The sequence below is a fragment of the Martelella mangrovi genome (genome assembly GCF_040545495.1).
In the GTDB taxonomy this organism is placed as follows: Bacteria; Pseudomonadota; Alphaproteobacteria; order Rhizobiales; family Rhizobiaceae; genus Martelella; species Martelella mangrovi.
Map to the genome: position 1 here is coordinate 185,382 of NZ_JBEPLY010000003.1, position 12,422 is coordinate 197,803.

12 protein-coding genes and 1 tRNA gene are annotated in these 12,422 nt (G+C 60.2%); 6 read left to right on the forward strand and 7 right to left on the reverse strand.

Annotated features, from left to right (window positions below):
• The first annotated feature begins 52 nt into the window (after nt 1-52).
• Nucleotides 53-1,555, forward strand: coding sequence for an MFS transporter (locus ABID12_RS05520; protein ID WP_354433420.1), 1,503 nt, complete (start codon nt 53-55; stop codon nt 1,553-1,555).
• Between the two features lie 43 nt (nt 1,556-1,598).
• Here the strand turns inward: ABID12_RS05520 and argB are convergent, their stop codons facing one another.
• Nucleotides 1,599-2,486, reverse strand: a complete 888-nt coding sequence (gene argB / locus ABID12_RS05525; protein ID WP_354433421.1) for an acetylglutamate kinase — start codon at nt 2,484-2,486, stop codon at nt 1,599-1,601.
• A gap of 153 nt (nt 2,487-2,639) precedes the next feature.
• On the opposite strand from argB, the gene ABID12_RS05530 reads away from it, so the two are divergent.
• The 3 genes from ABID12_RS05530 to ABID12_RS05540 all read left to right on the forward strand — a co-directional run bounded on the left by ABID12_RS05530 (nt 2,640) and on the right by ABID12_RS05540 (nt 4,579).
• The gene (locus tag ABID12_RS05530; RefSeq protein WP_354433422.1) at nt 2,640-3,179 is read left to right on the forward strand and encodes a sigma-70 family RNA polymerase sigma factor; all 540 of its coding nucleotides are present in this window, start codon (nt 2,640-2,642) and stop codon (nt 3,177-3,179) included.
• Nucleotides 3,176-3,889 carry an anti-sigma factor gene (locus ABID12_RS05535; RefSeq protein WP_354433423.1) on the forward strand — a complete coding sequence of 238 codons (714 nt, stop codon included), beginning with the start codon at nt 3,176-3,178 and terminating at the stop codon, nt 3,887-3,889. Before ABID12_RS05530 ends, ABID12_RS05535 begins: the two co-directional genes overlap by 4 nt.
• Before the next feature lie 132 nt (nt 3,890-4,021).
• The gene (locus ABID12_RS05540) at nt 4,022-4,579 is read left to right on the forward strand and encodes a fasciclin domain-containing protein (RefSeq protein WP_106311662.1); all 558 of its coding nucleotides are present in this window, start codon (nt 4,022-4,024) and stop codon (nt 4,577-4,579) included.
• Between the two features lie 105 nt (nt 4,580-4,684).
• Here the strand turns inward: ABID12_RS05540 and yihA are convergent, their stop codons facing one another.
• The 4 genes from yihA to rpmH all read right to left on the reverse strand — a co-directional run bounded on the left by yihA (nt 4,685) and on the right by rpmH (nt 8,032).
• Complete coding sequence (gene yihA / locus ABID12_RS05545) at nt 4,685-5,335, reverse strand: ribosome biogenesis GTP-binding protein YihA/YsxC (protein WP_354433424.1); 651 nt, start codon at nt 5,333-5,335, stop codon at nt 4,685-4,687.
• Nucleotides 5,336-5,673: 338 nt separating this feature from the next.
• Complete coding sequence (gene yidC, locus ABID12_RS05550; RefSeq protein ID WP_354433425.1) at nt 5,674-7,479, reverse strand: membrane protein insertase YidC; 1,806 nt, start codon at nt 7,477-7,479, stop codon at nt 5,674-5,676.
• Nucleotide 7,480: 1 nt separating this feature from the next.
• Nucleotides 7,481-7,876 (reverse strand): ribonuclease P protein component, encoded by a 396-nt coding sequence (rnpA, locus tag ABID12_RS05555; protein ID WP_106311653.1) that lies wholly within the window; start codon nt 7,874-7,876, stop codon nt 7,481-7,483.
• Between the two features lie 15 nt (nt 7,877-7,891).
• Nucleotides 7,892-8,032, reverse strand: a complete 141-nt coding sequence (gene rpmH / locus ABID12_RS05560; RefSeq protein ID WP_106311648.1) for a 50S ribosomal protein L34 — start codon at nt 8,030-8,032, stop codon at nt 7,892-7,894.
• Between the two features lie 286 nt (nt 8,033-8,318).
• On the opposite strand from rpmH, the gene ABID12_RS05565 reads away from it, so the two are divergent.
• Nucleotides 8,319-9,782, forward strand: a complete 1,464-nt coding sequence (locus ABID12_RS05565) for a sensor histidine kinase (protein WP_354433426.1) — start codon at nt 8,319-8,321, stop codon at nt 9,780-9,782.
• A gap of 262 nt (nt 9,783-10,044) precedes the next feature.
• Nucleotides 10,045-10,121, forward strand: a tRNA-Arg gene (locus ABID12_RS05570).
• A gap of 213 nt (nt 10,122-10,334) precedes the next feature.
• Here the strand turns inward: ABID12_RS05570 and ABID12_RS05575 are convergent.
• Both ABID12_RS05575 and ABID12_RS05580 read right to left on the reverse strand, forming a co-directional pair.
• The gene (locus ABID12_RS05575) at nt 10,335-11,555 is read right to left on the reverse strand and encodes a glycosyltransferase family protein (protein WP_319517219.1); all 1,221 of its coding nucleotides are present in this window, start codon (nt 11,553-11,555) and stop codon (nt 10,335-10,337) included.
• Nucleotides 11,556-11,637: 82 nt separating this feature from the next.
• Nucleotides 11,638-12,399 carry an HAD-IIB family hydrolase gene (locus tag ABID12_RS05580; RefSeq protein ID WP_354433427.1) on the reverse strand — a complete coding sequence of 254 codons (762 nt, stop codon included), beginning with the start codon at nt 12,397-12,399 and terminating at the stop codon, nt 11,638-11,640.
• Nucleotides 12,400-12,422: the final 23 nt, after the last annotated feature.

Sequence of the window (12,422 nt, forward strand, 5' to 3'; positions counted from 1 at the left end):
GGCGCACCTTGCCCAACTCGTGACCGCATTCAACACGCAATCGGAGACCCTATTGGCTTCCAGTTCACCGGAAACCGCACCGGCAGGCGCAGACACCGAGCAACATCCAGGCCGCTGGACGGCGTTTGCCGTTTTGCTTTCGGCGGTGTTCATGAACATGCTGGATGTGACCATCGTCAATGTGGCATTGCCATCGATCCAGGAAGGCCTGAATGCCTCGAATTCGGCCATCGAATGGATCGTTGCCGGCTATGTTCTGATGTTCGCACTGGCGCTGCTGCCCTTCGGGCGGCTCGGTGATCTTGTCGGCAAAAAGACCATGTTCGTTATCGGTGTCGGCTGCTTTACGCTCGGTTCCGCACTTTGCGGCCTGTCGCATACCACGCTGCTGCTGATCTTCGCCCGCCTGTTTCAGGGTTTTTCTGCGGCGATGATGACACCGCAGGTGCTGGCGCTGGCCACGGTGATGTTTTCGCCGCATGAACGCGCCCGGGCCTTCAGCTATTTCGGCATGATGGCGGGGATCGCGACCGTCAGTGGTCCGATCATCGGCGGTTTTCTGGTCGAGCACAGCCTGTTTGGCCTTGGCTGGCGGGCGATCTTTCTGATCAATCTGCCGATCGGCCTGTTTGCCGTGATCGCCGGTGCGAAACTGGTGCCGTCCACGCCGCGCCGCAGCGATACCCGCAATGACTATGCCGGTATTCTGCTGATCGCGGTGGCCATGTTCCTGCTGATCTTTCCGCTGGTTGAAGGCCGCACCTTCGATTGGCCGCTGTGGTGTTTTGTGATGATGGCTGCGGCGGTGCCGGTGCTTACTGCCTTCGTGTTCTGGGAGAGCCGTCAGAACGCCCGCAACAGGCCGCAGCTTCTGTCCTTCGGGCTGATGAAGACCCGCAACTTCATGGTCGGCGGCTCGATGGCGCTGTTCTTCTTTTCCACGATCCCGGGTTTCTTTCTCTGTCTGGCGATTTTCCTGCAGGTCGGATTCGGCTTTGCGCCGCTGAAATCCGGGCTGACGACGATCCCGTTTTCCGTCGGCGTGTTTGCCGCCTCGCTGATCAGCGGGCGGCTCGGTCACCATTTTCTGAAAGTGCGGGTCATTCTCGGCATTGTATTGCTTGGCGTCGGCATGTTCTGGCTCAGGCTTTATGTGCTGAGCATAGGCGACGCGGTGTCGCGCTGGGCTCTGTTCATGCCGCTGATTATCGCCGGGCTTGGCCTCGGTGTCTCAATCGCATCAATCTTTCAGCTGGTGCTGGCGGGTGTTCCCCAGGAGGAGGCGGGGTCAGCCTCCGGCGCGCTGCAGGCCGTCCAGCAGCTTGGCGGCGCCTTCGGCATCGCGATCATCAGCGGCATCTTCTTTGCCCGCCTCGGTGAGATGATGCAGTCGGGTGCGGCAAGACATGCCGCCTATGTGAGTGCCTTTGCCCTGTCGCTGATCTACAACCTTGCCGCCTATGCGGTGGTGATCGTGCTGACCCTGCTTCTGTCTTCGGACCGCAGGCCCGCTCAGCCGGCAGCAACAAAGGAAAACGCCCCGCACATCGCCTGAACGGCGGCGGGGCGCTTGACGGATGATGGCCGGTTTCGGCGGTTTACGGGACGAGCAGCGTGCCGGCGCCGCCCTTGGTCAGGATTTCCAGCAGGACCGAATGCTTGACCTTGCCGTTGAGGATGACCACGCCTTCGACGCCGGCCTCGATCGCTTCGATGCAGGTCTCGACCTTCGGGATCATGCCGCCGGAAATCGTGCCGTCGAGAATGAGATTGCGAGCCTCGGCGACGGACAGTTCCTTGATCAGTTCGCCGTTTTTGTCGAGCACGCCGGGCACATCCGTCAAAAACAGAAGGCGCGTCGCACGTAGGGCGCCGGCAATGGCACCGGCAAAGGTATCGGCATTGATATTGTAGGTATGACCGTCCTTGCCCGGCGCGACCGGCGCGATTACCGGCACCATCTCCGACTTGGCGAGAAGGTCGAGCAGCGTGGTATCGACGGTCACGACTTCGCCGACGAAGCCGAGGTCGAGAATCCGCTCGATATTGGAATCAGGGTCGATGACGGTCTTCTTCGCCTTTTCGGCGAAAACCATATTGCCGTCCTTGCCGCATAGGCCGATCGCCCATTCGCCGGCCTGGTTGATCAGCGCGACGATTTCCTTGTTGATCGAACCGGCAAGCACCATTTCGACGATCTCGACGGTCGCCTCGTCGGTCACCCGAAGTCCGCCTTCGAACTTGGATTCGATCCCCATCCGCTTCAGCATGCTGCCGATCTGCGGGCCGCCGCCATGGACCACGATCGGGTTCACGCCCGACTGCTTCAAAAGCGCGATGTCGCTGGCGAAGGCCTGGCCGAGTTCGGAATCGCCCATGGCGTGGCCGCCATATTTCACGACGATGGTCTTGTTCTCGTATTTCTGCATATAAGGCAACGCCTGCACCAGCAGACGTGCCTGAACTTCGCTTTCCGACAATGACATGAATTACCCCGGGTGCTTTGGTCCTCGCGGCCTTTTAGCGCATCCGCGCGCCTTAGTGAATATTGCCGGTGGAAGTATTGCGCGGAACCACCTTGCCGGAAGACCGCGGCGCCCTATAACAAATGGAGCAACGGGAAGGGGAACCGCGCATTCATGGCAGACGATGAACTTGGCGCACTGCTTGGGCGCATTGCCCTTAAGGACCGGCACTCCTTCGACCGGCTTTATCAGAAAGCAAGTCCGAAACTTTTTGCGATCTGTCTTCGTATTCTTGGCGACCGCGGTGAAGCGGAAGATGCGCTTCAGGATATTTTCGTGCGGATATGGCAGCGTGCCGGCATGTTTGCGGGCGATGGCCGCTCGTCGGAAGGCTGGCTGGCGACGGTAGCGCGAAACCACGCGATTGATCGTCTGCGGCAGAAAAAGCCGGCAGCGCGGGATATCGAGACTGTGCATGACCTTGCCGATGAGGACGACAGCCCCGAAGAGCATGCGCATCTTGCAGGCGAGGGGCGCCGGATCGACAGCTGTATGCAACAGCTGAAACCGGAATGGGCGTCTGCCGTCAGGGAGGCCTATGTGCGCGGATTGAGCTATAATGAACTGGCGGAACGGAATAATGTGCCGCTGAATACGATGCGTACCTGGCTGCGTCGCAGCCTTCTGAAACTGAAAGAGTGTCTGGAAGCATGAAAAGGCCGACGCCACAGGAAGGCGGTGAATCCGAAGACGAGATGCTCGCCGGCGAATATGTGATCGGCGCGCTTTCGGATGCTAAGCGGCGTGATGCCGAGGCGCGGATTGCGCATGACGCCGCCTTTGCCGCCCTGGTGCGCGACTGGCAGCGCAAGCTGGAGCCGCTTGATGAGGCCTATGGTGTCGAGACACCGCCGCCTGCGGTTTTCACAGCGATCGAACAAAAGCTCTTTTCCGAGACGAAAGACGCGCGGCCATCGCTTGCCGCACGGTTGTGGGGTTCGGCAGCTCTCTGGCGCGGCGTTGCCGCGGTTGCCGTCATCGCGGCAGTGGCTTTCACTGTCTACAATCAACATATGGCGACACCGCAGACGACACTGCTTGCCGAACTGAGCGGCCAGGACAATGCGGTCAACCTCGTCGCCCGTTACAATGCCCGCAGCGGTCAGGTCTCCCTGACGCCGGTGGCTGCCGGCGCGCCGGATGAGAAATCGCTTGAACTCTGGCTGATCGAGGGTGACGACCCGGCCGTCTCGCTCGGTGTTCTGCCGCAGACGGGAGAGGGCGAGCTGACCGTGCCGCGCGACATCAGCGAACGGATCGGCGCAGGTGCCTTCTTCGCAATCAGTATCGAACCCTATGGCGGTTCGCCGACGGGGTCGGCGACCGGGCCGGTGATTGCGGTCGGTGAGTTGAAGTCGATTTAAATTTATGAAATTCAATTGCTTGAGAGAAAATCACAAATAATCTGAAACTCTTTTCGGATCGTCTCCGTCAGTTGTTTCATCCCCGGCACCAGGAGGGTGTCGGGTAAGGTGAAACATCAAGAGGAGACTATCATGCTGAAGACCTTCAAGCGCACCGCCATCGCTACCGCTGTTATTACCGGCTCCGCCGTTGCAGCCCTTGCCGCCAATCCGATGGTCGGCGGTGCGGCGATGTATCCCGACAAGAACATCGTCGAAAATGCGATGAATTCTAAGGATCACACCACGCTGGTGGCTGCGGTCAAGGCTGCCGGCCTTGTCGAAACGCTGCAGGGCGAGGGCCCGTTCACCGTCTTTGCCCCGACCAATGCCGCCTTCGCCGATCTGCCGGAGGGCACGGTTGACGAACTGCTGATGCCGGAAAACAAGGAAGCACTTGCCAAGGTGCTGACCTGCCATGTCGTTTCCGCCGATGCCATGGCCTCGGCCATTCAGAAGATGATTGCCGATGATGGTGGCGCACATGATGTGCCGACGGTTGGTGGCTGCACGCTGAGCGCGACCGAAATGGACGGCGTGATTACGCTGACCGACGAAAACGGCCGTACCGCAGAAGTGACGATTGCCGATGTCGAACAGTCGAACGGCGTGATCCACGTTATCGACACCGTGCTTCTGCCCGCAAGCTGATCGTCAGCTTCTCTGCTTTGCCGGGAGCAGCAAAACCCGGCAGACGAGCGATCCCCTGATTGCTCACTGGAACCGCCTCCCTCCGGGCGGTTCCTTTTTTTGCGTTCAGCCCGCGACGGTTTCCTGGATTGCCTGTCTGAGCAGATCGAGGCCGGCATTTTTTTCCGACGAGGTTGCGATAATGCCGGGGAAGGCGGCCGGGCGTTTGCGGAGCTTTTCCGCAGTGGCGGCCAGCAGCTTCTCGACCGCCGGCGGCTTGATCTTGTCGGTTTTGGTCAGCACGATCTGATAGGAGACGGCGGCCTTGTCGAGCAGGTCGAGCACGTCCTCGTCATTCTTCTTGATACCGTGGCGGGCATCGATCAGCACATAGACGCGTTTCAGCGTGGCGCGGCCGCGCAGATAGTCGAAGACGAGCTTGGTCCACTGGTCGACCTGCTGCTTCGGGGCCTGGGCATAGCCATAGCCCGGCATGTCAACGAGTGCCATCGGCGGCAGGTCCTCACCCTGGCCGGAATAGCCATCGGGGACGAAATAATTGAGTTCCTGGGTGCGGCCGGGCGTGTTGGAGGTCCGCGCCAGTCCCTTCTGGGTCAGGAGCGCATTGATCAGCGACGATTTGCCGACATTGGAGCGGCCGGCGAAAGCAACCTCCGGCGGACCTTCCGGCGGCAGAAACTTCATCGACGGTACGCCGCGAATGAAGATCCACGGGCGGGCGAACAGGGCGGCGTCTTGATCGATGGGCTGGGTCATGTCCGTTTCTCTAGCATGAAGGAAAGTCGGACAAAATGCCGACGCCTTGTTATCGCTTGGCCCGCCAAAAAGGCCCTTCAAGAGGTATGCTTCGCTTTCCGGTGTCATCCTCGGGCTTGACCCGAGGATCCATGTATCGCGTCACACGGCAATGCCGAATGCCGGTTTTGTGCCGTGCACCGAAAGCATAATTGTTCTTCCTGCTGCAGCCGTGACTGGATCCTCGGGTCAAGCCCGAGGATGACGCGGGGAGAGGAGGAGACGTTGCGGGCAACCGGCATGCGCCAACTGCCCGTTTCGGCAATCGCCAGAAGGCGATTGCCGGTCGAGGCTCCGCGTTATTCCGAAGGGGCCGGTTTCTTGCGGCGGAACGTGCCCTTCAGATTGTCGAACAGCTCGATCTTGACGCCGTGGCGCTTCATGATGATCGACTGCTGCAGGATCGAGAGCGAGTTGTTCCATGCATAGTAGATCACCAGACCGGCCGGGAACTGCGCCAGCATGTAGGTGAAGACCACCGGCATCCAGTTGAAGATCATTGCCTGCGTCTTGTCCGGCGGCGTCGGGTTCATGCGCATCTGCAGCCACATGGTGAAGCCCATGATCAGCGGCCATGCGCCGATCATCAGCATGGCCGGCGGCGACCACGGCAAGAGGCCGAACAGGTTGAAAAGGCTGGTCGGGTCAGGCGCCGAAAGGTCCTGAATCCATCCGAAGAACGGCGCGTGGCGCATTTCGATGGTGACGTAGAGAACCTTGTAGAGCGAGAAGAAGATGGGGATCTGCAACAGCACCGGCCAACAGCCGGCCACCGGATTGATCTTCTCCTTCTTGTAAAGCTCCATCATCGCCTTCTGCAGGCCCATGCGGTCGTCGCCATACTGTTCCTTCAGCTCGGTCATCTTCGGCTGCATGCGCTTCATGTTGGCCATGGAGGCATACTGCTTGGAGGCGAGCGGGAAGAACAGAAGCTTGATGATGACCGTGGTGATCAGGATGGCGACGCCGAAATTGCCGACATGGTGGTAGATGAAGTCCATCAGCTGGAACAGCGGCTTGGTGAGGAACCACAGCCAGCCCCAGTCGATCATGCGGTCGAACAGCGGAATGTTGTACTGATCCTGATACTGGGTCAGGATATTGGTGACCTTGGCGCCGGCAAACACCTTGGTCTGCAGCTCGGCGGACTGCCCGGCGGCAATCGTCAGCGGCTGATTGTCGGAGTAATCCGCCTGATAACGCTCCCGGCCGTCATTGAAGTGCGAGAAGCGGACGTCGTAGTTCATGGTGGACTGCGGAATGATCGCAGCACCCCAGTACTTGTCGGTCACGCCGAACCAGCCGCCGTTCGAATTCGCGTAGGTCTCGTTTTCGTCGGCAACATTCTTGTAGGTATCTTCGGTGATGCCGCCATCGGGCGTCATCACGCCGAGAAAGCCTTCATGCAGAACCCAGGCGGACGGCTCGTCCGGCAGGCTGAAGCGGGTGAGGCGGCCGTAAGGATTGACGGTCACCTGCTTGTCGGAACTGTTGGTCACCGTGTCGTCCATCGTGATCATGTAGTCGTCATCGATGGAAATGGTGCGGTGGAAGGTCAGGCCGGAATCATTGGTGTAGGACAGCGTAACCGGGGTCGTGGGCGTCAGCGTGTCGCCTTTTTCAAGCGTCCACACGGTCTGCGGTCCGGGAACCGTGCCGGAATTTTCGCCCTGGACGAAGCCGAGTTCGGCGAAATAGCCGTTCTCGTTGTTGGCCGGGCTGAACAGCGTGACGATCGGGCTCGTGGGGTCCACGGTGACGTGGTAGTCCTTCAGCTTGATATCGTCGATGCGGGCTCCGGCAAGGTTGATCGAGCCGGCAAGCGCAGGCGTGTCGATCTTGACCCGCGGCGCGGTTTCCTGCTGGGCGCCTGCCTGGGAGAATACGGCGTCGCCACTGGCGGAATTTGCCGTTCCGCTCGAAGCGCTGGAAGCGGCATTATCGTTGGTCGTGGCGGTCTGTTCCTGTGCCGCCTGCTGCTGCGCTGCCTGCTCCTGTGCGGCGCGCTGCTCTTCCAGGCGCGGGCCCATATACAGGAATTGCCAGGCCAGAACGACCAGGACCGTGAGCGCGATCGCAATGATAGAATTGCGGTTATTTTCCATCTTATCTTCCTGGTGCGGACGCCTTCCGGCTCCGTCCGGTTCGAGGCGATTTTGAAATCCGTGATTCCAGCTCATCTGCGAGCGCGGCAAAGGAGGCGCCAAGCACCTCCCGACGGCCCACAACGACATAATCGCAACCGGGTTGCATTGCAAATGCGCCCTTGAGACGCACAGCCTCTTTCAGCCGGCGGCGCATCCTGTTGCGCTCGACGGCGTTTCCCTGCCTTTTGGTCACAGTAAAACCGACGCGGGGCCCTGAGGAGGGATCGCGCCGGTCAAGTACTTCCAGCAGAAACAGCGGGCCCTTCCGCCGTTCGCCCTTTTGAACGGCCAGAAATTGCGGGCGGGTCTTCAGCCGCCCGACAACCGTTTCGGTTTGTTCTTCCGGCCCGGACATCAGGGCTGAAAGCCCTTAAGCCGAAAGACGCTTGCGACCGCGGGCGCGGCGGGCTGCAAGAACCTTGCGGCCGCCCTTCGTGGCCATGCGGGAGCGGAAGCCGTGACGGCGTTTGCGAACAAGCTTGGAAGGCTGATAGGTACGCTTGGTAGACATTTGTTTAAATACCGCGGTGTGCGGCCCTTCTTGATGGACTGCCGAAGCAGTTTAAGCGTGTGGATGATGTTACCGGCATTGATCCTGCCTTTCAGCAGGAAAGGGCACGGAAACTGCGCGGCTTATAAGGGAAAGCGCCGCAAATTGTCAATCATGCCGGGCGCATGCGTTTGCAAGTGCCTCAAACATGGCGGTTTTGTCTTGTGAACGATTGGTCTATGATCGTTCGACATCTTGAATTCGGAGGCAAGCGATGCGGTGGGGAAAACCCCGGGATGGGCAGAATATGTCTGCCGGCAAGGTTGCCGTGCCCGGTTTTCTTTCGGGCCTTTCCGGGCGGATTCTGGCGCTGACCGTGGCGATTATCATGTTTGCCGAGGTGGTGTTCTTCGTCCCCTCGCTGGCCAGCATGCGGCTCAGGTGGCTCGACGACCGGCTGAGCACGGCTGCAGCGGCGGCGACCGTGATCGATGGCCTGCAGCCTCAGGTTCTGCCGCGCGCGCTGCAGGACGACACGCTGATGGCGACCGGCACCAAGGCGATCGTGCTGAGGAAGGACGGAACCTCCCAGCTCCTCGCCATTGCCGACATGCCGCCGGAAATCAGCAATACCTACGATCTGACGGATGTCGGCCCGGTGGAAGCGGTCGTTGACGCCTTTGACGAGCTTCTGTTCGGCGGTGGCCGGGCGATCCGTGTCTTCGGCTATATCGGCGACAGCGACGCGATCATCGAACTTGTCATTTCCGATGATGAACTGCATCAGGCGCTGTGGGGCTATGCCCGCAACATTTTCCTGCTGAGCATTCTGCTTTCGACGTTTACGGCGATGCTGATCTTTTTCCGGCTGAATTCGATGCTGGTGCGGCCGTTGCGGCGCCAGATTGCAAATATGCAGGCCTTTTCGGAAAAACCCGATCTGCCGGAGAACGTCTTCCACCCTGCCGCAACCACGGACGAACTTGGCATTGCCGGCCGTCATCTCGCCACCATGCAGGCCGAGCTGCAGCGAACGCTGCGCCAGCAGAAACGTCTTGCCGAGCTTGGGCTGGCGGTTTCCAAGATCAACCACGACATGCGCAACATCCTGGCTTCAGCGCAGCTGATGTCCGACAGGATCGCCGGCATCGACGATCCGGTGGTCGGCCGGGTGGCGCCGAAGCTGTTGCGCGCCATCGACCGCGCGGCGGCCTATTCGCGCTCGGTGCTGAGCTATGGTCAGGTCTCCGAGGCCGAGCCCAAGCGCCAGATGGTCAGTCTGTGTGAGCTGATCAACGATGTGCATGATTATCTGGATCTGTCGGCGGATGTGCCCATCGAATGGATCAACCGCGTTCCCGAAGACCTGAGGGTCGATGCCGATCCCGAACAGTTCTTCCGCGTGGTCTTCAACCTGTGCCGCAACAGTGTCCAGGCGCTGACCCAGCAGGCCGGCGAGCGGCGCGATTCGCTCAACTGTCTGATCGTTTCCGCACAGCGCCACGGCAGCGTGGTTTCGCTTTCGGTCGACGATACCGGTCCCGGCATGCCGCAAAAGGCGCGTGAAAACCTGTTCGCCGCTTTCAGGGGCGGCGTGCGCAGCGGCGGAACGGGTCTTGGCCTGGCAATCGCCCGCGAACTGGTGCTGGCCCATGGCGGCACGATTGCGCTTGTGGAAAAGGCCGGGCAGGGCACGCTGTTCCGCATCGAAGTGCCCGACCGGCCGGTTGCGTTCGAAAGCTGGCGCGGCGAGACCAAGACCGGCGCCTGAGACGCCCGCACCACTGCGAAAGCGCCGCCGCGCGCACTCATCCACGATCTACGGTCCTTGCGCTACCGCCATGAAATCTATCGCTAAATGATCCACGATCACGCTTCAGCCGATGTTATCCACACCGCCGGCAGAGCGCAAAATCCGGGGTGTTTCAGAAAAATGACAGGTTTTTTCCGAAATCCGCTTGCATTCCAAATCGCAAGGCTCTAGAAGCCCTCTCGCACGCCGCAGACAACTGCGGTGCTTCGCAAAAAGGCAAGCGCTCGTAGCTCAGCTGGATAGAGCACCAGACTACGAATCTGGGGGTCGGGAGTTCGAATCTTCCCGAGCGCGCCATTTGAACCTCTCCTGAATTTATAAGATTTCTGCGCTTGGTTTTGTGCCGGGTTGCTCGCGTGTCCCGTTGTCCGGCTTGTGCCGAATGACGTCTGCACGGCAACAGAAAAGCCGGCCCGTTTCCGGCCCGGCTTGTCGCAGTCGTCGTTTCTCAAACTTACGCCAACCCTCGAAGCGCCCCGATCACAGGAGGGGAATCGCGGGTGCTTGGTCTTAGCCGTATTCCGCCATGTCGGCGGCGACGGCGGCCTGCATTTCGTCGAGAATGTCGGGCAGGGCGCTCAGGACGCGGTTCCAGCGCGGCATCAACGGCGTGGCGTCAGGGGTCTCCAGGAAGGAATTGCCGGCCTCGATGAGGTTCGAGGCAAACAGTTCGACAGCCTGTTCCTCCTTGTGGCGGTCGGTGGAAAGACCGTTCATGCGCGCATCGTTGTGATAGACCTCGACGAGATCGAGCGCGTTGCGGAAATAGGCGGCCTTCACCGTTCTGAGCGTTTCCTGCGAGAAGGTCACGCCATCGGTGGCAAGCTTGCGGAACACGGCCTTGCAGATATCCGTTGACATGCGCGACAGGCCCTTCTGGGCGTCTTCCGGCGAAAGCGGCTGATGCTTGTGGTCATAGGCATCGGCAATGTCGACTTGGCAGATGGCGGTGTTGGAATAATTGCGCCACAGCTCCGAAAGCACGCCGATTTCCAGACCCCAGTCCCACGGAATGCGGATATCGGGCAGGATATGGGTGCGCATCGCGAATTCGCCGGCAAGCGGATAGCGGAAGGCTTTCAGATAATCGATATAGGGCTGGTGGCCAATGGTCTTTTCAAGGCTGAGCAGCAGCGGCGTGACCAGAAGCCGGGTGACGCGGCCATTGAGCGAGCCGTCGGCAATGCGCGGGTAATAGCCCTTGGAAAACACGTAAGGGAAGGCCGGGTTGGTGACCGGATAGACAAGGCGGGCCAGCATTTCGCGCGAATAGGTGACGATATCACAGTCGTGAAGGGCAACCACGGATGAATTGCGCGCGCCGAGCACATAGCCGATGCAATACCAGACATTGCGGCCCTTGCCGGGTTCCTCCGGCGCAAGCGCGGCATCGCCAAGGCGGTTGTGAACGGCTTTCATGCGCGGGCCGTCATTCCACAGAACCGCATGCTGCTGCGGCAGGCGGCTGAAATATTTCAGCGCGTAACGATACTGTTCCTCGTCAGCCTGATCGAGGCCGATGATGATGTTCGAGATATAGGGCACTTCCGTCAGATGATTGACGATATTGTCCAGCGCTTCGGCCTCGAGCTCGGAAAACAGCGATGGCAGGATCAGCGTGATCGGCCGGGTCGCGGAAAAGCTGGTGAGCTCGCGTTCGACCCGATGCAGCGAGCGCTCGCGCAGATTGTGAAGCGTTGCGACAACGCCATTTTGATGAAAATCAGCCATTGCAGGCGCTCCTGGTCTTTTTGTTGCGGCAAGGCCCGAAGACGGGTGGCCGAAAGGGGAAGGGCCTTACCTACCAACTATATTATGCCAATAATTGCAATATCATGTCGTTCCAGCCGGATGGCCCCGGCTTCTCGGATCGGATGATGTGGCCCTCGCGCTCACGCTGGCTTTCTTCAAGCGGGGCGTGGGCGGGATTGGCGATGATAAAACCCTTGTCGGCGGCTTGAAGCATGGCCGCGTCATTGGGGGCGTCCCCAAGCGCGATGGTGAAGATTGGGCCGCCGGTCTTTTGCCGGAAAAACGCGGCGACACGCTTCATCGCATCCGCCTTGGAGGTTTGCGGCATCAGCGTGAAAAACCGTCCGCCCTGGACTGCCTGAAAGCCGTTATCCCGCAGATGGGCGCGGAATGCTTCACGCTCCGCCTCACTGCCGGACCAAAGGCCCGGTTCGGAAAAGCGCCGCTGCCGGGCAAGCCGCGCGGCTTCAATCCGCATGCCGGTCTTTTCGGCAACCACGTCGTCGCTCCAGTCGCCGAACCCTTCGAATTTTGCTCTTAAGTCCGGCGGCATCGCTGCCAGCGTGGCGCGCAGTCGCTCATAGGTATCTTCGGCGTTATCCTCCGAAAGGCCAACAATCCCCGCGCCGTTTTCCACGATCATCGGGTCGTTTATGCCGATGTCCGCGGCAATCGGCCGCATCTCCGCCTCCGTCTTGCTGCTCGCCAGCACTATCGGGATACCACGCGCCTTGAGCGCTTCGAGCGCGGGCCGTGCCGGCTCGAGCGAATAGGTCTCGTGGTCGAGGAGCGTGCCGTCGAGATCGGTGAAGACGATTTTCATGGGCGGGCCTTTCGAATCTTGAA

Bases quoted from the DNA above. Each gene is read 5' to 3' on its own strand.
- argB (WP_354433421.1), bottom strand. From the start codon at position 2,486: ATGTCATTGTCGGAAAGCGAAGTTCAGGCACGTCTGCTGGTGCAGGCG.
- ABID12_RS05530 (WP_354433422.1), top strand. From the start codon at position 2,640: ATGGCAGACGATGAACTTGGCGCACTGCTTGGGCGCATTGCCCTTAAG.
- ABID12_RS05535 (WP_354433423.1), top strand. From the start codon at position 3,176: ATGAAAAGGCCGACGCCACAGGAAGGCGGTGAATCCGAAGACGAGATG.
- ABID12_RS05540 (WP_106311662.1), top strand. From the start codon at position 4,022: ATGCTGAAGACCTTCAAGCGCACCGCCATCGCTACCGCTGTTATTACC.
- yihA (WP_354433424.1), bottom strand. From the start codon at position 5,335: ATGACCCAGCCCATCGATCAAGACGCCGCCCTGTTCGCCCGCCCGTGG.
- yidC (WP_354433425.1), bottom strand. From the start codon at position 7,479: ATGGAAAATAACCGCAATTCTATCATTGCGATCGCGCTCACGGTCCTG.
- rnpA (WP_106311653.1), bottom strand. From the start codon at position 7,876: ATGTCCGGGCCGGAAGAACAAACCGAAACGGTTGTCGGGCGGCTGAAG.
- rpmH (WP_106311648.1), bottom strand. From the start codon at position 8,032: ATGTCTACCAAGCGTACCTATCAGCCTTCCAAGCTTGTTCGCAAACGC.
- ABID12_RS05565 (WP_354433426.1), top strand. From the start codon at position 8,319: ATGTCTGCCGGCAAGGTTGCCGTGCCCGGTTTTCTTTCGGGCCTTTCC.
- ABID12_RS05575 (WP_319517219.1), bottom strand. From the start codon at position 11,555: ATGGCTGATTTTCATCAAAATGGCGTTGTCGCAACGCTTCACAATCTG.
- ABID12_RS05580 (WP_354433427.1), bottom strand. From the start codon at position 12,399: ATGAAAATCGTCTTCACCGATCTCGACGGCACGCTCCTCGACCACGAG.